Source organism: Pectobacterium sp. PL64 (assembly GCF_022477975.1).
Taxonomy (GTDB): domain Bacteria; phylum Pseudomonadota; class Gammaproteobacteria; order Enterobacterales; family Enterobacteriaceae; genus Pectobacterium; species Pectobacterium jejuense.
This window is the reverse complement of the sequence record NZ_CP092070.1, coordinates 2,633,885-2,654,817: the sequence shown is the minus strand read 5'-3', so window position 1 is coordinate 2,654,817 and position 20,933 is coordinate 2,633,885. Positions and strand designations below refer to the sequence as shown.

Sequence of the window (20,933 nt, the reverse complement as noted above, 5' to 3'; positions counted from 1 at the left end):
GAGTAGCGTCATGCTGCAGTGCCTGTACCCAATCCCAGACAATCACTAATTTCTTTAATATCAATATAGTAATGTTTAACCACCTTTTGCGGCGAGGCTGTATGCTTTGTTGTCGTTGCGACTATGCACTGGCAGAGGATAGATAAATGTTGCTTCATAACATGTGGTTAAGAGTTTTTTGGGTAAAAAGTGTAAGTTTTTCGTGAAAGGTATAAACTTACTTAACAGAGTGTGTTCTGAGCGCAAGGGATTTTTTGTATATCTATCATTTATATAGCAAGCAAATTGTTTCTTTTTTATTATTTTCAATGCTCTTTTTTGTAACGTTTAGTGTGCGATTTTGGCGGGAAAATAGGCATAAAAGTGATCAGACCAGACAGGGTTTAGCGCATAATGCTTTCATTTGTGTGATCTGTGTCACATAATGGCCAAAATCATTCTTCCGTCGCGTTGTATGTGCTACGGATTAGGCGGTACAGTTGCGCTGTTTTAGGATTAATCCTATGCTTTGGTTGAAGCGAGTCTTCAGGGTGGAACTAAAAAGCAACGGATGAACGGATTCTCAGCGTGATGCGCAAAGTTGGCAAGTAACGATTGCCCGAATAAGAAATGATAATGTAGTAACTCGCAGTATCTGGCACCGATAGTTTTTTATGCCATCAATGGAGAGTGATTTTCGAACTGGGCGATATGGTCTATCACCTAACTTATGTTTTAAACATAGCCTGTCGGGATGGGAAATATGGGTACCTCTGAATTACTCAAACACATTTATGACATTAATCTGTCTTATTTGTTACTGGCGCAACGCTTAATTAATGATGAAAAAGCTTCTGCGATGTTTCGTCTTGGAATCAATGACGAGATGGCAGATATCTTGATGCAACTGACTTTACCGCAGATGGTAAAATTGGCAGAAACGAACCAACTGATATGCCATTTTCGTTTTAACGATCACAATACAATCAAAGTCTTGACTCAGGAATCACGTGTGGATGATTTACAACAAATTCATACGGGGATTTTGCTGTCGAGTAACTTATTACAACAGTTAACTTCGAAAGAAGAAAACCTGCCTAAGAAAAGGGCATAAGTAATGGCGGAGAAAAGTATTGTTCAGGAGGCGAAAGACATCCAATTGGCGATGGAGCTCATTTCGCTCGGTGCTCGTTTACAGATGCTGGAAAGTGAAACTCAGTTAAGTCGCGGACGTTTGATTAAACTGTACAAAGAACTTAGAGGAAGTCCGCCGCCCAAGGGAATGTTACCTTTTTCAACGGATTGGTTTATGACCTGGGAACAGAATATTCATTCATCAATGTTCTACAACGCTTACAGTTTTTTAATCAAGAATGGGCAGTGCAGCGGTGTTGAAGCGGTTATTAAATCTTATCGACTTTACCTGGAACAGTGTGCGCCGCAGAGCGATTCTCCACTGTTGGCATTGACGCGGGCTTGGACATTAGTCCGTTTTGTTGACAGCGGTATGCTGCAACTATCGTCATGCAATTGCTGCAAAGGGATGTTCATCACTCACGCTCATCAACCTAAAAACAGTTTTGTTTGTAGTTTGTGCCAACCCCCTTCCAGAGCGGTAAAAAGGCGTAAACTTTCGCAAAATCTTGCCGATATAATACCTCAACTGCTGGATGAACAGGTAAAACACGCAGTCTGAGCCTGTAGCGATTTGTGAATCTATCACTGTTGGTTGTGAAGGCGGTGATAGATTTCTTCCTCTAGAACGTCCTGGCTACGGCTCCGCAGTTTTATCTCTCTTTCCGCCCACCTTTTTTATTATAAGGATTTCTTGTGCTGGTTATATTGGGTTATATCGTAATTGTGGCCTCGATACTCGGCGGTTATCTCATGGTCGGTGGGGCCTTGGGTGCGCTTTATCAACCTTCGGAGCTGTTGATCATCGGCGGTGCGGCGGTAGGTGCTTTCATCGTTGGTAACAATGGAAAGGCGATAAAAGCAACGCTACGTGCACTACCTCTTTTGGTCAAAAGTTCCAAGTACAATAAAGCACTGTATATGGACCTCATGGCCTTGCTTTTTCGAGTGATGGCCAAATCCCGCCAGCAAGGCATGCTTTCCCTGGAATTTGATATTGATAATCCTCGTGAGAGTGAAATCTTCTCGAGCTATCCGAATATCCTTGCTGACAACACCGTTGTTGAGTTTATTACCGATTATTTGCGTTTGATGGTCAGCGGTAACATGAATGCGTTTGAGATTGAAACGCTGATGGATGAAGAGATCGAGACTATTGAACATGAAAGTGAAGTGCCGGCGTCTAGCTTGACGATGATGGGTGACGGTCTTCCTGCATTTGGTATCGTCGCTGCCGTTATGGGGGTTGTTCACTCGCTGGCCTATGTTGACCGGCCTGCAGCCGAGTTGGGGATGATGATCGCTCACGCCATGGTGGGTACCTTCCTGGGGATTTTACTTGCTTACGGCTTTGTCTCTCCATTAGCCGCGTTGCTGCGTCAAAAAAATGCAGAAAAAATCAAAGTATTACAGTGCATTAAAGTCACTTTACTGTCGAGCCTTAATGGCTACGCTCCGCAAATTGCCGTTGAATTTGGTCGTAAAACGCTGTACTCAACGGAGCGTCCTTCCTTTACCGAATTGGAAGAACACATTCGTCGTGTGAAATCGCCGACTCAGCAAGCGTCGGACAGTAACGCATGAAACATCAGCATCCCATTATTCGCAAAAAGCGTAAGTCTGGACATGGGGGCCACCATGGTGGCTCCTGGAAGATTGCCTACGCTGACTTCATGACAGCAATGATGGCACTGTTTCTTGTAATGTGGCTTATCGCAATTTCTACGCCAATGCAGCTAGCCCAAATCGCAGAGTACTTTCGTACGCCATTAAAGGTTGCGTTAACGTCAGGTTCTAAATCAAGCGACAGTTCCAGCCCGATTCCGGGCGGGGGTAATGACCCCACTCAGCAAGATGGTGAAGTGAAAAAAGCCATCAAGACAGATAATGTAGAAAAGAAGCTGGACGAGGTTCGACTCAATAGATTGCGCGAACGTCTGGATCAGTTAATTGAGGCCGATCCTCGCTTACGTGCACTTCGTCCACATCTGTTAATTGAAATGATTGATGAAGGGTTACGCATCCAAATCATCGATAGTCAAAATCGCCCCATGTTTAAAACCGGGAGCGCGCAGGTTGAGCCCTATATGCGAGATATCCTGCGTGCGATAGCCCCTATTCTGAACGATTTCCCTAATAAGCTGAGTATCTCAGGCCATACCGACGATGTTCAGTATACGACAGGGGAACGTGGCTATAGTAACTGGGAGCTGTCCGCAGATCGTGCCAATGCATCACGTCGAGAGCTTATTTTTGGGGGCTTGTCTGATGGAAAAGTTTTGCGCGTTGTGGGTATGGCTGCGACAATGAGCCTCAAACAGGCGACAGGTGGAAATGATGCGATTAACAGACGCATCAGTTTGCTGGTACTGAGCAGACAGGCTCAAAAGGATATTGAAGAAGAAAATGCAGAAAGCTCTGCTGTAAATATAGACAAGGTGGAAAATTTACAAAATATGGAGTTGGATAAGCCTAAACCTACCACTCCGGCTGCCGAAAATAGTGATAACAACAATACGAGTGGAAGTGGTGGGGCATCGCCACAACCAACTAATGGAGTTCCTGCTCCAGAGCGTCAGCAGCCAACCACAGCGTTGCCTGCTGCGCCCGATAGCCAGGCGACGCCTTCTCAATAAGCCGCGATTCACAGCAGAGGTGACCACGTGAGCATGGACATGAGTGCTTTCTATCAAACGTTCTTTGATGAAGCAGATGAATTACTGGCCGATATGGAACAACACTTATTGTTGTTAGATCCGTCAGAACCCGACACCGAGCAATTGAATGCGATTTTCCGTGCAGCCCACTCCATAAAAGGAGGCGCTGGCACATTTGGTTTTAAAGTTTTGCAGGAAACTACGCACCTGTTAGAAAACCTACTCGATGGGGCAAGACGTGGAGAAATGCGTCTTAGCACTGATATCATCAACCTGTTTCTGGAAACAAAAGACATTATGCAGGATCAGTTGGACGCTTATAAAACCGCACAGGAACCCAATGCTGAAAGCTTTGAGTATATCTGTCAGGCCTTGCGCCAGCTTGCTCTGGAGTCTAAAGCCGATGGTGATGCAGCACAGCCTGATGTGTCGGTTGCAACACCGCACTCTGCTAGCCCTGCATCTAACGGTGTAGGTAAAGGTGAAATGCGTATCGCATTAACTGGCCTGAAGTCTCAGGAAATACCTCAGATGCTGGAAGAGCTTGGCAATCTGGGGACGGTTAAAGACCCTCACCAGACTGACACTAGCGTAGAAGTGACATTGGTCACGTCTGAGAGCGAAGACGATATCAGCGCGGTACTGTGTTTTGTACTTGAACCGGAGCAAATCAGCTTCAAATCTGCTGTGGCCAGCCAACCTGTCGTCGCTGAAGTCGTAGAAACATTGGCTGTCGTTGAAGCACCCGTCGTCGCCGCTCCAGTGGAGCCGTCTGCGCCAGTTGCTGCAAAACCGCAAGCTGTACCGGAAAATGGAAAAAATAAAGCAAAAACCGGTGATACCAGTATTCGTGTGGCAGTTGAGAAGGTTGACCAGCTTATCAACCTCGTTGGTGAGTTAGTGATTACGCAGTCCATGCTGGCACAGCGCTCAAGTGAACTTGACCCTGTGGCACACGGCGATCTGCTCAACAGTATGGGGCAGTTGGAACGTAACGCCCGCGATCTGCAAGAATCGGTTATGTCCATCCGTATGATGCCGATGGAATATGTATTTAGCCGTTTCCCTCGATTGGTTCGTGACCTGGCTGCGAAATTGGATAAGCAGGTTGAACTAACGCTGATGGGGAGTTCGACTGAACTGGATAAGAGTTTGATTGAACGTATTATCGATCCTCTGACGCACCTGGTGCGTAACAGCCTCGATCACGGTATCGAATCTCCAGATAAACGCGTAGCTGCAGGTAAGTCTGCAGTGGGTAACCTGACGCTTTCTGCGGAACATCAGGGCGGTAACATCTGTATTGAGGTTATCGACGATGGGGCAGGGCTAAACCGCGAGAGAATTCTGGCTAAAGCCTTGTCTCAAGGTTTGGCTGTGAATGACTCGATGTCTGATGAAGAAGTGGGCATGCTGATCTTTGCTCCAGGCTTTTCAACCGCGGAGAAAGTCACAGACGTTTCTGGCCGTGGTGTCGGCATGGATGTGGTGAAGCGAAATATTCAGGAAATGGGTGGTCATGTCGAAATCCACTTCCAGGCAGGAAAAGGCACGACGATCAGAATCCTGTTGCCGTTAACGCTCGCGATCCTTGATGGCATGTCCGTTAAAGTTAACAACGAAGTCTTTATTCTACCGCTTAACGCCGTGATGGAATCCTTGCAGCCGCAGTCGGAAGACCTGTATCCGCTAGCTGGCGGAGAAAGGGTATTGCAGGTTCGTGGTGAATATTTACCTCTCGTTGAACTGTTCCATATCTTTGATGTGGATGGCGCTAAGACGGATGCTACTCAGGGTATTGTCGTTATTCTGCAAAGTGCGGGTCGACGTTATGCCTTGCTGGTCGATCAGCTGATTGGGCAGCATCAGGTCGTCGTTAAAAACCTGGAAAGTAATTATCGCAAGGTGCCAGGCGTTTCAGCCGCTACTATCCTTGGTGATGGCAGCGTTGCGCTGATTGTGGATGTTTCAGCGTTACAAGCGCTTAATCGTGAAAAGCGTGCGGTTGAAACTGCTGCTTAATAAAACAGATCGTTAATAAAGGGTGGAAAACATGACTGGACTTGCAAGCGTCACGAAATTAACTGGCGAAACAGTAGGACAGGAATTCCTGATTTTTACGCTGGGTGACGAAGAGTACGGCGTTGATATTTTAAAAGTACAAGAAATTCGCGGTTATGACCAGGTAACGCGTATTGCCAACACGCCTTCCTTCATTAAAGGTGTCACCAACCTACGCGGTGTCATTGTACCGATCGTTGACTTGCGCATTAAATTCGCTAAGCAGGACGTTGAATACGATGACAACACGGTTGTTATTGTTCTCAACCTTGGTCAGCGTGTTGTCGGGATTGTTGTCGATGGCGTGTCTGACGTGTTGTCATTGACCACTGACCAAATTCGTCCCGCTCCGGAGTTTGCAGTAACGCTGTCAACAGAGTACCTGACTGGTTTAGGTTCTCTGGGCGAGAGAATGTTGATTCTGGTTGATATCGAGAAGCTGTTGAGTAGCGAAGAAATGGCGCTGGTTGATAGCGTATTGAAAGTCTAATCTATCGGCCTTCAGGGGCTACGACAGTGGCCCCGAAAACCTTCCTTAGTCATATCCTTGTCAGTTCAGAAATTCGTAAAGATATCCAGAATAATGCCGATATCATCGGTGGTTGGTCTACTCAAAAGGCGTTATATGTTTAACCGTATAAAAGTTGTTACAGGTCTGATGCTTGTACTAGTGTTGTTTGGGGCACTTCAGCTTATTTCTGGTGGTTTATTCTTTAGTGCATTAAAAAATGATAAGGATATCTTCAGTTCAACGCAGGTTATTAACCAAAAGCGTTCCGAGCTGGATTCAGCATGGTCATATTTATTACAGACTCGTAATACGCTTAACCGCGCGGGGACGCGTTTTGCACTCGATGCAAGCGGCACGGGGGCGGGTGCTGGCGGTAAAGAGCTTCTGGTCTCTGCTCAAAGACAACTGTCTGTCGCAAACGATTTTTTCTCCCGCTATGAAAAAGTACCGCAGGATCCGCGTCAGGATGAAAGTGTTACTCGAGGCGTAAAAGAGAATTACGTGGCTCTGAATGGCGCATTAACTGAATTAATTCAGTTTTTGAATGCAGGGGAATTTAAGAAGTTCGTTGAGCAACCAACGCAGAGTTTTCAAGATAACTTTGAAAAAGCGTATTACGCCTATAAAGCTGAAAGCGATAAACTTTATCAGGCTGGGATAGCTAAAAATGATGCAGCTTATGACTCGGCGCTCTGGATCCTTGGCTTCATTATCGTGTTGGTTTTTGCGTTAGCGCTGATTTCGTGGGTTGGTATTCAACAGCTATTAATAAGGCCGCTAAATAATATTGTTGAACATATTCGTCATATTGCGAAAGGCGATCTGACAAAAACGACTAATTTTCACAGCAGCAATGAAATGGGCATTCTGGCTGACAGTATTCGCCATATGCAAAGTGAGTTTGTTTCAACGGTTAGTGCTGTTCGACAAGGTGCTGATGCCATTTACACCGGTGCTACAGAAATTAGCGCGGGTAATAACGATCTCTCGTCGCGCACCGAACAACAGGCCGCTTCATTAGAAGAAACGGCAGCAAGCATGGAACAGTTGACCGCAACAGTTAAACAGAATGCGGAAAATGCTCGCCAGGCCAGCCAGTTGGCGCTGAGCGCCTCAGAGACGGCACAGAAAGGTGGCAAGGTCGTCGATAATGTCGTCAAAACCATGCACAATATTGCTGGAAGTTCGCAAAAAATTGCCGATATTACTAGTGTGATTGATGGTATTGCGTTCCAGACCAATATTCTTGCGCTGAATGCTGCGGTTGAAGCAGCCAGAGCTGGGGAACAAGGTCGTGGGTTTGCGGTTGTGGCAGGTGAAGTTCGTAATTTGGCACAGCGTAGTGCTCAGGCTGCGAAAGAAATTAAAAGTTTGATTGAAGATTCTGTCAGCCGAGTCGATGAAGGTTCTGTACTGGTTGAAAGTGCGGGCGAGACGATGGGAGAAATCGTCAGTGCTGTCACTCGTGTCACGGATATTATGGGTGAAATCGCCTCGGCTTCTGATGAGCAAAGCAAAGGTATTGATCAGGTCGGCCAAGCTGTAACTGAGATGGATCGGGTTACGCAGCAAAACGCCTCCCTGGTTGAAGAGTCTGCCGCTGCGGCTGTTGCATTGGAAGAACAAGTGAAAGTGCTGAATGAAGCTGTTGCTGTATTCCGCCTCTCTGAAGATGCTGGCTCGTTTAGAAGGACGACACCAGCGACAGCAGGCCAAAAACCTGCATTGTTAGCTTCATCAGCGAATGGCGGTAAGAAAGCGAAAGAAGGTTCATCCAATGATAATTGGGAAACGTTCTGATCAGAATCGTCATATAGGCTATAAGTGACCCAAACTGTAGGGACACTGAACTAATCCCCAGCCGCTTACATGTAGGTGGCTGGGTGATTGTTGACTCGCCATAATTTAGAAAAATGAACATGCGAGTCATTAATCAGTGCACACTTGAGGTTGGTGAGTAATACAGCACTTGGCGCTTTGAAGCTGGGTAATTCATGATATTGTTCAATCTGTAACTTATGTTACGGATATGATGGGGTGAGGCTGGTTTTGGCATTAAAGCCAAAGAATAAAGCAGGTAGCACAGCTGTGATGAGAGGGACAACGCCACCCGACAGCATGTGGCTTTGGTAGAACGAACACGCTGACCTGTTCAGTTTGCAGAACTTGCGGGGTGTATTACCAATACAGTGTCAGTTTTAATCGTAATGCGATGACTAATTGACGAATGACAATAAAAACCTGCGTTAGCTGTAAAGGAAAGTTCAGATTGAAAAAAACCATAGCAAAAAACACTATTCGAGCGGTTTGATATGAAAAGTACACCGTCACAAAATCGCCCTGAATCTGCCTCTATTCTGACGCAGATGGTTGACAGATTGCCGTTGTCGGACACCCATTTCCGGCGAATCAGTCAGCTAATATATCAGCGTGCCGGCATTGTTCTGGCCGATCACAAACGTGAAATGGTTTATAACCGTTTGGTTAGACGTCTCCGTTTACTTGGAATCAATGATTTCGGTCAGTACTTAGCATTATTAGAGTCAGATCCTAACAGTGCAGAATGGCAAGCCTTTGTTAATGCGTTAACCACTAACCTAACTGCGTTTTTCCGTGAAGCTCACCACTTTCCCATATTGGCTGAGCATGCCAGGAAACGTCCAAATGGCTACACCATCTGGAGCACGGCTGCCTCTACGGGGGAAGAACCTTATTCACTGGCGATGACACTTGCAGAGGTCTTAGGTAATAAAGCGAGCGGATGTCAGGTATGGGCCAGCGATATTGATACTCAGGTATTAGAAAAGGCAACTGCTGGCATCTATCGTCAGGAAGAGTTGCGCTCTCTTTCTCCACAGCAACTACAGCGGTTTTTTTTACGCGGTACTGGGCCACATAGTGGTTTGGTTCGTGTTCGCCCTGAGCTTGCGTCAATGGTGCATTTCCAACAACTAAATCTGCTCGCACCTGATTGGTCCGTTCCCGCGCCATTTGATGCTATTTTTTGTCGTAATGTAATGATTTATTTCGATAAAGAAACTCAAGAGCGTATTCTCCGTCGATTCGTCCCGATGCTTAAACCGGGAGGATTGTTATTTGCCGGGCATTCAGAGAATTTCAGCCAGATCAGTCGCGAGTTCTATTTGCGTGGGCAAACTGTATATGGGCTGGCTAAGGAAAGATAATGAGCAAGATAAGAGTATTATGCGTTGATGATTCTGCCCTAATGCGTCAGATCATGACTGAAATAATTAATAGCCATTCTGATATGGAAGTTGTCGCGACCGCGCCAGATCCATTAGTTGCTCGTGATTTGATTAAAAAATTCAATCCCCAGGTATTAACACTGGATGTTGAAATGCCGCGTATGGATGGGTTGGATTTTCTTGAGAAGCTTATGCGTTTGCGCCCGATGCCTGTTGTCATGGTGTCGTCCCTGACGGGGAAAGGCTCAGAAATTACGCTGCGCGCGCTGGAGCTTGGTGCGATTGATTTTGTCACCAAGCCTCAGTTAGGTATCCGTGAAGGGATGCTGGCATACAGCGAGCTGATTGCGGAAAAAATTCGTATGGCCGCGAAGGCGCGCCTGCCGCAGCGTAGCACTGGGGCAGAGCCGACAAAAATTATTCAGCATACGCCATTGCTAAGTAGTGAGAAATTAATCGCGATTGGTGCGTCAACGGGGGGAACGGAAGCGATACGGCATGTATTACAGCCCCTGCCGCCGACAAGCCCTGCATTACTGATCACACAGCACATGCCACCTGGCTTTACGAAGTCTTTCGCCGAGCGTTTGAACAAGCTATGTCAGATTACGGTGAAAGAAGCAGAAGATGGGGAACGTGTTCTTCCTGGTCATGCATACATTGCACCAGGCGCCCGCCATCTTGAACTGGCTCGTAGTGGGGCAAACTATCAAGTACGTTTAAATGATGGACCTCCCGTCAATCGGCATCGTCCATCAGTCGATGTGTTATTCCGTTCGGTTGCGCAATACGCCGGGCGAAATGCCGTAGGGGTAATCCTTACTGGGATGGGGAATGATGGGGCTGCTGGCATGTTGGAACTCCATCAGGCTGGTGCTTATACTCTGGCCCAAAATGAAGCAAGTTGTGTGGTTTTCGGGATGCCGCGTGAAGCGATTGCGATGGGTGGCGTCGATGAAGTGGTGGATTTGCACCAGGTGAGCCAGCGTATGTTGGCACAAATCTCTGCCGGACAGGCATTACGTATATAAGCAGCTCTCGGTGAGCAATAAATATTTTAGGAGTAGGTATGGCCGATAAAGAACTCAGATTTCTGGTAGTGGATGATTTTTCGACGATGCGCCGAATTGTCCGTAACCTGCTGAAGGAACTGGGCTTTAATAACGTAGAAGAGGCAGAAGACGGCGCAGATGCACTGAACAAGCTTCGTGCCGGTGCTTTTGATTTCGTCATTTCTGACTGGAATATGCCCAACATGGATGGACTGGAGCTATTACAGACTATTCGTGCTGATGGCGCGCTTTCCAGCCTTCCCGTGCTGATGGTAACGGCAGAAGCGAAGAAAGAGAACATTATCGCTGCAGCACAAGCAGGTGCTAGCGGCTATGTAGTTAAACCATTTACTGCAGCTACCCTTGAAGAAAAACTGAGTAAGATTTTCGAAAAACTGGGTATGTAAGGGGATCTTATGACGCCACATATGCCGTCCGTGAACGACACAGCTTCAGCAACCGAGATCATTTCGCGTATCGGCCAATTGACTCGTATGCTGCGCGACAGTTTGAAAGAGCTGGGTCTGGATAATGCGATAGCAGAAGCAGCAGAGGCTATTCCTGATGCCCGCGATCGTCTTGACTATGTTGTCCAGATGACTGCGCAAGCGGCAGAGCGTGCTCTGAACTGCGTAGAGGCTGCACAACCACGTCAAAACCAACTAGAAGCGGATGCCAAATCCCTGAAAACCCGTTGGGATGAATGGTTTGAAAATCCAATTGAACTGGCAGATGCGCGTGAATTAGTGACGGATACGCGTAGCTATCTTGAGGATGTCCCACAGCATACCTCGTTTACCAATGCTCAGCTGTTGGAAATTATGATGGCGCAGGATTTCCAGGACCTTACTGGTCAGGTAATCAAGCGTATGATGGATGTTGTCCAGGAGATTGAAAAACAACTGCTGATGGTGTTGCTGGAAAATATTCCAGAAAAACCAGATGCACCTAAGCGTGCAAATGATGGTCTGCTTAATGGACCTCAGTTGGATAAAGGTGCCGCAGGTATTGTTGCCAATCAGGATCAGGTTGATGACCTTCTGGATAGTCTTGGGTTCTAATGAATCTTTCTTCAAGAAAGGAAGTCACTCCCTTTCTTGAAAAGATGACGAACACCATCACTCGGTTATTTATGGCCAGTGTTTATGGCCATAAATAGCTAAATTCGCTTTTCCCTTCCCCTTAATTCTTACTATGCGTTAAAGAAGCGTTGGTTTTTCTCGTTGTTCCAGCCATAAAACTTTCTCGTATTTGTCATGCTAGGCAGCAAATTCCTATCCCGAAAGTCGTAACAGGAACGCCATAGTGGCTGAAGATAGCGATCTAGAAAAAACAGAAGCCCCCACTCCCCAAAAAGAGGAGAAGGCGCGTGAAGAAGGGCAGATCCCGCGATCGCGAGAGCTGACTTCTGTTCTGATGATGGTCGCAGGTCTGGCTATTTTGTGGATGGGAGGCGAAGCCATGGCTGGCCGATTGGCCAGAATTGTCTCACAGTCGTTAAATTTTGATTACGCAACGATTGGTGATGACACTCAAATGCTACGGCATGTTGGCTCATTACTGCGTCAGGCAGTATCGGCGTTGATACCCATTATGTTAGGGGCTGTGTTGGTTGCGCTGTCTGCGCCTTTGCTGCTTGGTGGGATATTATTTAGTACCAAATCATTAAAGGTTGATTTCAAAAAATTAGATCCTATTTCTGGGCTGAAGCGGTTGTTTTCCGCCCAATCACTGGCTGAGCTCTTCAAGGCAATATTGAAATCAGTCATGGTCGGGATCATTAGTACCTTCTTCTTGATTCATAACTGGCCGAAGATATTGCATCTGGTATCCGAAGCGCCGATTTCGGCGATGGGGGATGCGCTGGAACTGGCCGTGATGTGTGGTTTCCTTATCATCATGGGGCTCATTCCCATGGTCGCCTTTGATGTGTTTTGGCAAGTTTGGAGCCACATCAAAAAGTTACGAATGAGCAAGCAGGAAATTCGTGATGAGCATAAACAGAACGAAGGCGATCCTCATGTTAAAGGCCGTATTCGTCAGCAGCAGAGAGCAATTGCTCAGCGTAGAATGATGGCTGATGTGCCTAAGGCTGATGTGATAGTCACTAACCCGACGCATTATGCGGTAGCATTACGTTATGATGATAAAAAAATGAATGCACCGAGAGTGCTGGCTAAAGGGGCTGGTGAGATCGCGTTGCGTATTCGTGAGTTAGGGGCCGAACATCGCGTTCCTATTTTAGAAGCTCCTCCGTTGGCGCGAGCGCTATTTCGCCATTCAGAGGTCGGGCAGCATATTCCGGCTGCGCTGTATGCCGCCGTTGCAGAAGTCTTAGCCTGGGTTTATCAACTGAAACGCTGGAAGCGGGAAGGTGGATTAATTCCTAGAAAACCGAAACATCTACCAGTGCCGGATGCACTGGATTTTGCTAAAGAGAATACTACTGATGGCTAATTTGGCCTCTTTGCTTCGTTTACCGAGTAATATGAAAGGTACCCAATGGCAAATATTAGCCGGACCAATACTGATCCTGCTGATACTTTCCATGATGGTATTGCCGCTGCCGCCATTCATTCTGGATCTGTTATTTACCTTTAACATTGCACTGTCCATCATGGTATTGCTGGTTGCGATGTTTACGCAGCGGACACTGGAGTTTGCTGCGTTTCCTACGATTCTGCTGTTTTCTACTTTATTGCGTCTTTCGCTCAACGTCGCTTCTACCCGTATCATTTTGCTGGAAGGTCATACAGGGACGGCAGCCGCAGGTAAAGTTGTTGAAGCATTTGGTCACTTTCTGGTAGGCGGAAATTTTGCCATTGGTATCGTGGTCTTTATCATTCTTGTCTTAATCAACTTCATGGTTATCACCAAAGGTGCCGGACGTATCGCTGAAGTCGGTGCCCGCTTTGTGTTGGATGGTATGCCAGGCAAACAGATGGCGATCGATGCCGATCTTAATGCTGGGATCATTGGTGAAGAAGAAGCGAAAAAGCGCCGTGCTGAAGTCACTCAGGAGTCAGACTTCTACGGCTCAATGGACGGTGCCAGTAAATTCGTGCGCGGTGACGCCGTCGCCGGGCTGATTATCATGGTCATCAACATTGTTGGTGGATTAATCGTCGGTGTAGTTCAGCACAACATGCCAGTAGGGCAGGCCGCAGAAAGCTATACGCTGCTTACCATCGGTGATGGTTTGGTTGCCCAGATTCCTGCTCTGATTATTTCTACCGCCGCGGGTGTCATTGTTACTCGCGTGAGTACCGATCAGGACGTTGGCCAGCAGATGGTCACCCAGCTATTCAATAACCCACGAGTGATGGTGCTGAGTGCAGCGGTTATTGGACTTATTGGTCTGGTTCCTGGAATGCCCAACTTTGTCTTTCTGTTATTTACAGCATCGTTGTTAGGGCTTGCCTGGTGGATGCGTGGAGAACAGCAAAAAGAACCTGTGATGCAACCTATACCAGCATCAATGGAGAAGCATCAGGTTGTTGAAGCCAGCTGGTCTGACGTACAGCTTGAAGATCCGCTGGGTATGGAAGTTGGCTATCGATTAATCCCAATGGTTGACGCGCAGCAAGATGGCGAGCTGCTGGGCCGGATTCGTAGTATCAGGAAGAAGTTTGCCCAGGAAATGGGATACTTACCGCCAGTGGTTCATATCCGGGATAATTTAGAACTTCAGCCTGCCAGCTATCGCATATTGATGAAAGGTGTTGAGGTGGGTAGCGGTGAGGCTCATCCAGGTCGTTGGATGGCGATCAACCCGGGCAATGCGGTTGGCTCTTTGTCTGGTGATATCACGCAGGATCCGGCGTTTGGGCTCCCGGCGGTCTGGATTGATAATGCCCTCAAAGATCAAGCTCAAGCTCAAGGGTTCACGGTCGTAGAGGCCAGTACCGTAGTAGCAACGCACCTGAACCACTTAATTGCATTGCATGCCAGTGAACTGTTTGGGCGGCAGGAAGCTCAGCAGCTGATGGATCGCGTTGCGCAGGAAATGCCAAAACTGACAGAAGATTTCATTCCGGGCGTAGTGACGTTAACGACCTTGCATAAGGTCTTGCAGAATTTGCTTAGCGAGAGGGTGTCGATTAGGGATATGCGTACCATCATGGAGACATTGGCTGAACATGCGCCGGTGCAGCCAGATCCTTATGAACTTACTACGGTGGTTAGGGTTGCTTTGGGACGTGCGATTACTCAGCAGTGGTTCCCAGGAGACAGTGAACTTCAGGTTATCGGTTTGGAAGGCTCGTTGGAACGTCTCCTGTTACAGGCGCTTCAAGGAGGCGGTGGCCTCGAACCGGGGCTTGCAGATCGCTTGCTTGAACAGGCGAAACAAGCGCTACAGCGGCAGGAAATGTTGGGTGCTCCGCCGGTTCTGCTTGTGAACCATGCTTTACGCGCTTTGCTTGCCCGATTCCTGCATCGTAGTCTGCCAAACATGGCCGTACTGTCTAATCTAGAGATCAGCGATCATCGCCAGATTCGCATGACATCAGTGATAGGGGAAGCTCAGAAGTGAGGAAGATGACTCATTCTCTGGCTGCAGGCGTGCTGGCATTCCCGCTCTGCGCCATCGCGACGCCAGGTAGTTGGAACGGAAGCATGCCGGGAATAAAACTTGATCATCGTGGTGAAATGGTTACGACGTCAGCTTTTGCTCCTAATATAGCCGTTAATCCAGATGAAACGATTACGACAATATATTGGCGGCACGTGATTGATTCAGCGATACCAGTAGGGCTTGTTGTGAAATTGTGTTCACAATCGCCGCAGCGCTGTGTTGACTTAGACGGAAGTGGTGATGGGAAAACCCAGGCATTTGACGGGTTAGCTGCTAATAATGAGTTTCGTTTTGTCTACTACATTGAAGGAAATGGTCGTATTAATCACACCTTCAGCGTGCGTACGATCGATATTGCAGTAAACTATAAGTAGTTTTCTAAATGGTTGTTTAGATAGTCAAAAGTCTCTGCCCAAAGCGCAGAGACTTTTAGAATGCAATTTTCCTACCGCCAACTGTTACGCCTTTCGACTGACCATCTGGACCATACAGTCCTTGCCCATGGCGGGGCTTCAATATATTGATGGCTTCATTCGTATAGGCAATATGCTGGCTAAGCAGAAGGCCATTGTGCTGATTCTGATTATTCAAACGTCTGGTTAACTCTTGTACTTGCTGCCAGTAAGCCGACAGCTTTTCAATACCGTCGTAAGGTGCTTGCAACTTAAGAGTCGACTCAGTTTTATGGCGCTGCGTTTCCAAATGCTGCATTGTCGCCAGCAAAGACGTTTTATTCTCTGTTACCTGTTGTAGTGCGATGCTATTAATATGGCCAGCGCAAAGCAGCGTTTGCTCTTCGGACATAACAACATCGAGTTCACGTAGGTTGCTCAGCAGTTGATCCAAAATCGATTGCAGATTTTCCATAAATATTAATTACCTGCTAAAAAATCCTGAGTCTCTTTAAGCAACGCATCCGCGATTTTTCCGGCATCAATTTTAAGTGAGCCATCACGAATTGCCTGCTTTAAGGTTTCAACGCGGTTCATGTCGATGTCCTGCGTACCCGGTTGCATCAATTTTGCCTGCGCGTCGCTCAGTTTTACCTGAGTTGCGCTAACTTCAGACTGCGCTTCAGCTTGTTTACGTTTAGCTTTAGCGACATCGCCAGATTCACGTTGCTGAACTTGACTGACCGGCTTCAGTGACTGGGTGCGATCAATACTCATAATACATCCCTCTGATTTGAGGATAAATGGGTAATCATCAATGTGTTACAGAATTCTCATCACATTGGTGTTCAATTTTAAAACGTCATCAGTAATGACTCTGTAACTATCATCGGCAAACATGAGCAAATCTTTAATTAATTACTGTGAGATCAGAATAATCCCATCTTCGTTTGTGATTCCGCTGACTATTTGTCCATTTGCCGTTCTGACTCTAACCGCTTGCCCGGCTGCCGCGTTGTTCATGGCTTTTCCTTCGCCATTAATTGTGAAGCCTTCCCCTTGGGCGATAATCTGCACTGATTGACCGGCCTTTACGACCCAGGCGCGCCTGATCATAGACGCGGTAATAACCTGGCCAGGAGTGAGATCGCGCAAAAGTACTGCGCCCTGCGCACCTGGTAACGTCAGTATAGGGCGCAACGGTAATAAATCGAGCCTGCCTTTTGTCAAACGAATGTCTTTTTCCGTCAGCGTGGTTCCCCGATTTATCAGCCGTGCACTGGTGACATAATTCCCCGTTACCTGAACTTCGGTTTGAATGAAGCGACGCTGTTGCCCGCAACGTACGGACAGGCTCACATTACCCCACATTTTCGTATTTCCAGGCAGCGTGATTTGAGGCGCTTCGCACTGTGGCCATTGCGACTCTGGCGATTTTACCACAACGTTTACGGTATTCGTGCTTCCCTGAAAGCGTGAGGCAAAAAATTGATTGATCTGTGCAGGAAGGTCGTTCGCATTGACAGGGGCACAAAGGGTGAAAAAACAGGACGCCGCCAGATAGAGGTAATAATGTATTGTTTTCATTCCTGTTCGGCTCTCCTGATCCTGATTATATCGGGCATTAAGTGTAACGATGTCAGCGTGAGGTTAAGGCAATAAATAGCGCTGCATTTGGTGTCTATTCGTTCGATGGCATAGCCATCATGAGAATTATCCTACTCACTCCAAATTCTAACTTGCGGAGGGAGCATGCTTGATAAATTAGACGCCTCGTTGCGGTTTCAGCAGGAAGCGTTGAACTTGCGTGCCCAGCGGCAGGAAATTCTGGCCGCGAATATTGCCAATGCGGATACACCGGGCTATCAGGCCAGGGATATCGATTTTGCCAGCCAGCTCAGTAAAACGATGGAGCAAGGGCGGGTGAACGGTACGGGTATCGCGCTGAAAACCACATCTGTACGGCATATACCGGCACAGAACTTTCAGCCGCCGGAACTTGATTTGCTCTATCGCGTACCCGATCAGCCTGCGTTGGATGGCAATACGGTCGATATGGACCGAGAACGCACTAATTTTGCCGATAATAGCCTGAAATATCAATCCAGCCTGACCGTTCTGGGCGGACAGATTAAAGGCATGATGTCAGTCCTGCAGTCAGGTTCGTGACCGTAGCGCGATAGGAAGGTAAAGATTTATGTCGTTATTAAATATATTCGAAATTTCAGGCTCAGCGCTTTCTGCGCAATCTCAGCGTCTGAATGTGAGCGCCAGTAACCTGGCTAACGCAGACAGCGTGACGGGCCCTGATGGCGAGCCTTATCGCGCCAAGCAGGTAGTATTCGAAGTGAATGCCGCTCCGGGGCAGTCTACGGGTGGCGTACGCGTTTCCAATGTTATTGAAGATCCATCACCTGCTCGTCTGGTTTACGAACCGGGCAATCCGCTAGCTGATGGGCAGGGATACGTTCGCATGCCGAATGTTGACCCAGTGGCTGAGATGGTAAACACCATTTCTGCATCGCGCAGTTATCAGGCAAACGTCGAAGTGTTGAATACAACAAAATCGATGATGCTGAAGACGTTAACGATCGGGCAATAATCGGGAGACGAAATAGTGTCTGTAACAATTAATGATACGTCCTCGGCAACGAGAACACAGAGCACGTCGAGTACTTCGTCGACAACGGCGGTAGAGAAGAACAGCAGTGCTGACCTACAAAATCAGTTTCTGACCCTTCTGGTTGCGCAGTTGAAGAATCAGGATCCGACGAACCCGATGAGCAACGATCAGTTGGTCAGCCAACTTGCTCAGCTTAATACGGTCAGCGGTATTGAAAAGTTGAATACCACACTGGGTTCCATCTCTGGTCAGATCAATAACAACCAATCCATGCAAGCCACAACGCTGATTGGTCACAGTGTCATGATCCCTGGAAAGGACATTCTTGTTGGTAAAGAAACCAGTACCCCCTTTGGCGTGGAACTGGAAAAAGCAGCAGAGGTTGTTACCGTCACCGTTAATGATGCGACAGGTAAAGCTGTTCGTACGATCGAACTGGGCACGCTTTCTGCCGGCGTTCACTCATTCAACTGGGATAGTAAACTTTCTGATGGCACGGTTGCGCCTGATGGGGCTTATACCTTCACTGTTGCTGCCAGTACTGGCGGCGCACAGCAAGTTGTTCAGCCATTGAGCTATGCGGTTGTCAATAGTGTCGTTCGCGGCGATAACGGTGCATTACTGGATTTAGGACTACGCGGCAGAGCCACCATGGACGATGTCCGGCAGATTCTGTAACAGTGTAAATTTCATGTTATTCCAGTGAAATTCACTATCTGGAATATGACTTAATAAATTCTCTGGAGAGCGACATGGGTTTTTCTCAGGCGGTCAGTGGTTTAAACGCGGCATCTAATAACCTGGATGTTATCGGTAATAATATCGCTAACTCAGCGACAGTGGGTTTTAAATCCGGGACCGTCACATTTGCGGATATGTTTGCGGGTTCTAAAGTGGGTATGGGTGTGAAGGTTGCATCGGTATTGCAGGATTTTGGTAACGGTACGGTAACTTCATCCTCACGAGACCTGGATGTTGCGATTAGCGGCGGTGGTTTTTACCGTCTGCAAGACACCAATGGCTCGACTTATTACAGCCGTAATGGTCAGTTCATGTTGAATGGTCGTAATATCGTCAACGCACAGGGTATGCAACTGACGGGGTACCCGGTCGCAGGTACACCGCCAACGGTTCAAACGGGTGCTGATCCAGTACCGTTGACGGTTCCTGATGGCGATATGTTGGCAAGCCAAACTACGATTGCCTCAATTCAGGCTAACCTGAAATCCTCAGATGCCGTTCCAACGAGCGCCTGGGCCACAACGCCTGGTGCTGAAGGCACCTATAACAGTAAGACTGCACTAACAACCTATGACAGTCAGGGGAACGTGCATAACTTCACGCTGTATTTTGTTAAAACCGCGAATAATACGTGGCAAACTTATGCCAAAGATGACTCCGTTAGCCCTGCTGTTTATCAAAATGCAGGAACATTGAACTTTGCTTCCAATGGTGCATTAACGGGGCATACGCCTTTCAACATCAACCTCACTGGGACCAATGGTGCGGCGAATGGGGCGTTTACGCTTAATTTGACTGGCAGCGTGCAGCAAAATACCGAATATAGCTATAAGAGCCCAACTCAGAACGGTTTTGCTCCAGGATCGCTGACTGGTTTTGCTATCAATGACGACGGCACGATCGAAGGTAGCTACAGCAACGGTCAGAAACAGCCGCTGGGTCAGATCCTTCTGGCTAGCTTTGCCAACCCAGAAGGTTTGTCCCCTGAAGGAGATAACGCCTGGTCTGAAACTGCGAGCTCTGGTCAGGCTGTCGTTGGTCTGGCAGGTACCGGAAGTCTGGGTAAGCTGATCGGCAAATCTACCGAAAGTTCAAACGTTGACCTGAGTAAAGAGCTGGTCAACATGATTGTTGCGCAGCGTAACTACCAGTCGAATGCGCAAACCATCAAAACGCAGGATTCCATTCTGCAAACGCTGGTTAGCCTGCGTTAATTATCCTAACGGGGACATTGCATGGATCACGCGATTTATACGGCAATGGGTGGCGCGAGTCAGTCATTGGAAAAGCAGGCGATTACTGCGAACAACTTGGCGAACGCCTCAACGCCGGGTTTCCGGGCACAGCTTTCCGCACTGCGTGCTGTACCGGTAAATGGGTTGACACTGCCCACCCGAACGTTGGTTGTCGCTTCAACGCCTGGCGCTGATATGACTGAAGGCGTGATGAATTATACTGGCCGTGCAATGGATGTCGCTTTACCGAAAGAGAGTTGGCTGGCAGTGCAAACGGCTGATGGCGGTGAAGCGTACACCCGTAATGGTAATATGGAGATCAACGCTGATGGGCAGTTGACTATCCAGGGGCGTGTTGTTATGGGGGACGGCGGGCCGATTGATGTGCCGCCGCAGGCCCAGATCAGCATTTCTCCTGATGGTACGATTTCTGCGCTTAATGCTGGGGATCCACCGAATACGATTGCCCAATTGGGGCGTTTGAAGCTTGTTAAGGCTACCGGACAAGAAGTTGAACGGTCCGATGACGGATTATTCCGCTTGACGCAACAAGCCCAGCAACAACGTGGTAATGTTCTGCAAAACGATCCTACCGTGCGTATTATGCCGGGTGTAATCGAAGGCAGTAATGTGAACACGGTCGATACTATGGTCGATATGATTGCCAATGCTCGTCGTTTTGAAATGCAGATGAAAATCATTAGTAGCGTCGACGATAATGCACAACGCGCTAATCAGATATTAGCAATGGGTTAAGCGCCGAGTG

At 47.7% G+C, this 20,933-nt stretch carries 22 protein-coding genes; 19 read left to right on the top strand and 3 right to left on the bottom strand.

Annotated features, from left to right (window positions below):
* Positions 1-742: 742 nt before the first annotated feature.
* The 14 genes from flhD to HP572_RS11800 all read left to right on the top strand — a co-directional run bounded on the left by flhD (position 743) and on the right by HP572_RS11800 (position 15,550).
* Positions 743-1,093, top strand: a complete 351-nt coding sequence (flhD, locus tag HP572_RS11865; protein WP_010279486.1) for a flagellar transcriptional regulator FlhD — start codon at positions 743-745, stop codon at positions 1,091-1,093.
* A 3-nt stretch (positions 1,094-1,096) separates the two neighbouring features.
* The gene (gene flhC / locus HP572_RS11860) at positions 1,097-1,675 is read left to right on the top strand and encodes a flagellar transcriptional regulator FlhC (RefSeq protein ID WP_005970730.1); all 579 of its coding nucleotides are present in this window, start codon (positions 1,097-1,099) and stop codon (positions 1,673-1,675) included.
* Positions 1,676-1,809: 134 nt separating this feature from the next.
* The gene (motA, locus tag HP572_RS11855) at positions 1,810-2,697 is read left to right on the top strand and encodes a flagellar motor stator protein MotA (protein ID WP_014915923.1); all 888 of its coding nucleotides are present in this window, start codon (positions 1,810-1,812) and stop codon (positions 2,695-2,697) included.
* A complete protein-coding gene (motB, locus tag HP572_RS11850; protein WP_010279505.1) occupies positions 2,694-3,749 on the top strand; it encodes a flagellar motor protein MotB in 1,056 nt (351 codons plus the stop codon). Before motA ends, motB begins: the two co-directional genes overlap by 4 nt.
* Positions 3,750-3,788: 39 nt before the next feature.
* Entirely contained in the window at positions 3,789-5,792 is a 2,004-nt protein-coding gene (gene cheA / locus HP572_RS11845) for a chemotaxis protein CheA (protein WP_240583280.1), read from the top strand.
* Between the two features lie 31 nt (positions 5,793-5,823).
* On the top strand, positions 5,824-6,321 hold the full coding sequence (gene cheW / locus HP572_RS11840) for a chemotaxis protein CheW (RefSeq protein WP_014915920.1): 498 nt from the start codon (positions 5,824-5,826) through the stop codon (positions 6,319-6,321).
* Positions 6,322-6,456: 135 nt separating this feature from the next.
* Positions 6,457-8,142, top strand: a complete 1,686-nt coding sequence (locus HP572_RS11835) for a methyl-accepting chemotaxis protein (protein WP_240583279.1) — start codon at positions 6,457-6,459, stop codon at positions 8,140-8,142.
* Between the two features lie 512 nt (positions 8,143-8,654).
* A complete protein-coding gene (cheR, locus tag HP572_RS11830; protein ID WP_014915918.1) occupies positions 8,655-9,527 on the top strand; it encodes a protein-glutamate O-methyltransferase CheR in 873 nt (290 codons plus the stop codon).
* The gene (locus tag HP572_RS11825; protein WP_010279517.1) at positions 9,527-10,579 is read left to right on the top strand and encodes a chemotaxis response regulator protein-glutamate methylesterase; all 1,053 of its coding nucleotides are present in this window, start codon (positions 9,527-9,529) and stop codon (positions 10,577-10,579) included. The genes cheR and HP572_RS11825 overlap by 1 nt, the downstream gene beginning before the upstream one ends.
* Before the next feature lie 38 nt (positions 10,580-10,617).
* Positions 10,618-11,007 carry a chemotaxis response regulator CheY gene (gene cheY / locus HP572_RS11820; protein WP_010279519.1) on the top strand — a complete coding sequence of 130 codons (390 nt, stop codon included), beginning with the start codon at positions 10,618-10,620 and terminating at the stop codon, positions 11,005-11,007.
* Positions 11,008-11,016: 9 nt separating this feature from the next.
* Complete coding sequence (gene cheZ, locus HP572_RS11815) at positions 11,017-11,661, top strand: protein phosphatase CheZ (RefSeq protein WP_010279523.1); 645 nt, start codon at positions 11,017-11,019, stop codon at positions 11,659-11,661.
* 244 nt (positions 11,662-11,905) lie between these two features.
* Positions 11,906-13,057, top strand: coding sequence for a flagellar biosynthesis protein FlhB (gene flhB / locus HP572_RS11810; RefSeq protein WP_205554924.1), 1,152 nt, complete (start codon positions 11,906-11,908; stop codon positions 13,055-13,057).
* Complete coding sequence (flhA, locus tag HP572_RS11805) at positions 13,050-15,134, top strand: flagellar biosynthesis protein FlhA (RefSeq protein ID WP_039285772.1); 2,085 nt, start codon at positions 13,050-13,052, stop codon at positions 15,132-15,134. The genes flhB and flhA overlap by 8 nt, the downstream gene beginning before the upstream one ends.
* Positions 15,135-15,139: 5 nt before the next feature.
* Positions 15,140-15,550, top strand: a complete 411-nt coding sequence (locus HP572_RS11800; protein WP_371745262.1) for a flagellar protein FlhE — start codon at positions 15,140-15,142, stop codon at positions 15,548-15,550.
* Between the two features lie 55 nt (positions 15,551-15,605).
* Here the strand turns inward: HP572_RS11800 and HP572_RS11795 are convergent, their stop codons facing one another.
* The 3 genes from HP572_RS11795 to flgA all read right to left on the bottom strand — a co-directional run bounded on the left by HP572_RS11795 (position 15,606) and on the right by flgA (position 17,155).
* Positions 15,606-16,043, bottom strand: a complete 438-nt coding sequence (locus tag HP572_RS11795; RefSeq protein WP_240583277.1) for a flagella synthesis protein FlgN — start codon at positions 16,041-16,043, stop codon at positions 15,606-15,608.
* Between the two features lie 5 nt (positions 16,044-16,048).
* Complete coding sequence (gene flgM, locus HP572_RS11790; protein WP_010279542.1) at positions 16,049-16,345, bottom strand: flagellar biosynthesis anti-sigma factor FlgM; 297 nt, start codon at positions 16,343-16,345, stop codon at positions 16,049-16,051.
* Positions 16,346-16,486: 141 nt separating this feature from the next.
* Positions 16,487-17,155 (bottom strand): flagellar basal body P-ring formation chaperone FlgA, encoded by a 669-nt coding sequence (gene flgA / locus HP572_RS11785; RefSeq protein ID WP_039498630.1) that lies wholly within the window; start codon positions 17,153-17,155, stop codon positions 16,487-16,489.
* A 165-nt stretch (positions 17,156-17,320) separates the two neighbouring features.
* Here flgA and flgB point away from each other — a divergent pair, with 165 nt between their 5' ends.
* From flgB to HP572_RS11760, 5 genes are all read left to right on the top strand, one after another.
* Positions 17,321-17,737 (top strand): flagellar basal body rod protein FlgB, encoded by a 417-nt coding sequence (flgB, locus tag HP572_RS11780; protein WP_010279550.1) that lies wholly within the window; start codon positions 17,321-17,323, stop codon positions 17,735-17,737.
* 28 nt (positions 17,738-17,765) lie between these two features.
* The gene (flgC, locus tag HP572_RS11775; protein ID WP_010279553.1) at positions 17,766-18,170 is read left to right on the top strand and encodes a flagellar basal body rod protein FlgC; all 405 of its coding nucleotides are present in this window, start codon (positions 17,766-17,768) and stop codon (positions 18,168-18,170) included.
* Between the two features lie 15 nt (positions 18,171-18,185).
* Complete coding sequence (gene flgD, locus HP572_RS11770) at positions 18,186-18,869, top strand: flagellar hook assembly protein FlgD (RefSeq protein ID WP_205554927.1); 684 nt, start codon at positions 18,186-18,188, stop codon at positions 18,867-18,869.
* A gap of 74 nt (positions 18,870-18,943) precedes the next feature.
* Entirely contained in the window at positions 18,944-20,146 is a 1,203-nt protein-coding gene (flgE, locus tag HP572_RS11765) for a flagellar hook protein FlgE (RefSeq protein WP_205554928.1), read from the top strand.
* A 21-nt stretch (positions 20,147-20,167) separates the two neighbouring features.
* Positions 20,168-20,923: a flagellar basal body rod protein FlgF gene (locus HP572_RS11760; RefSeq protein WP_014915906.1), complete on the top strand. Its 756-nt coding sequence runs from the start codon at positions 20,168-20,170 to the stop codon at positions 20,921-20,923.
* Positions 20,924-20,933: the final 10 nt, after the last annotated feature.

Coding starts and splice junctions, on each gene's coding strand:
- flhD (WP_010279486.1), top strand. CDS start 743: ATGGGTACCTCTGAATTACTCAAACACATTTATGACATTAATCTGTCT.
- flhC (WP_005970730.1), top strand. CDS start 1,097: ATGGCGGAGAAAAGTATTGTTCAGGAGGCGAAAGACATCCAATTGGCG.
- motB (WP_010279505.1), top strand. CDS start 2,694: ATGAAACATCAGCATCCCATTATTCGCAAAAAGCGTAAGTCTGGACAT.
- cheA (WP_240583280.1), top strand. CDS start 3,789: ATGAGTGCTTTCTATCAAACGTTCTTTGATGAAGCAGATGAATTACTG.
- cheW (WP_014915920.1), top strand. CDS start 5,824: ATGACTGGACTTGCAAGCGTCACGAAATTAACTGGCGAAACAGTAGGA.
- HP572_RS11835 (WP_240583279.1), top strand. CDS start 6,457: ATGTTTAACCGTATAAAAGTTGTTACAGGTCTGATGCTTGTACTAGTG.
- cheR (WP_014915918.1), top strand. CDS start 8,655: ATGAAAAGTACACCGTCACAAAATCGCCCTGAATCTGCCTCTATTCTG.
- HP572_RS11825 (WP_010279517.1), top strand. CDS start 9,527: ATGAGCAAGATAAGAGTATTATGCGTTGATGATTCTGCCCTAATGCGT.
- cheY (WP_010279519.1), top strand. CDS start 10,618: ATGGCCGATAAAGAACTCAGATTTCTGGTAGTGGATGATTTTTCGACG.
- cheZ (WP_010279523.1), top strand. CDS start 11,017: ATGACGCCACATATGCCGTCCGTGAACGACACAGCTTCAGCAACCGAG.
- flhA (WP_039285772.1), top strand. CDS start 13,050: ATGGCTAATTTGGCCTCTTTGCTTCGTTTACCGAGTAATATGAAAGGT.
- HP572_RS11800 (WP_371745262.1), top strand. CDS start 15,140: ATGACTCATTCTCTGGCTGCAGGCGTGCTGGCATTCCCGCTCTGCGCC.
- HP572_RS11795 (WP_240583277.1), bottom strand. CDS start 16,043: ATGGAAAATCTGCAATCGATTTTGGATCAACTGCTGAGCAACCTACGT.
- flgM (WP_010279542.1), bottom strand. CDS start 16,345: ATGAGTATTGATCGCACCCAGTCACTGAAGCCGGTCAGTCAAGTTCAG.
- flgA (WP_039498630.1), bottom strand. CDS start 17,155: ATGAAAACAATACATTATTACCTCTATCTGGCGGCGTCCTGTTTTTTC.
- flgB (WP_010279550.1), top strand. CDS start 17,321: ATGCTTGATAAATTAGACGCCTCGTTGCGGTTTCAGCAGGAAGCGTTG.
- flgC (WP_010279553.1), top strand. CDS start 17,766: ATGTCGTTATTAAATATATTCGAAATTTCAGGCTCAGCGCTTTCTGCG.
- flgE (WP_205554928.1), top strand. CDS start 18,944: ATGGGTTTTTCTCAGGCGGTCAGTGGTTTAAACGCGGCATCTAATAAC.
- HP572_RS11760 (WP_014915906.1), top strand. CDS start 20,168: ATGGATCACGCGATTTATACGGCAATGGGTGGCGCGAGTCAGTCATTG.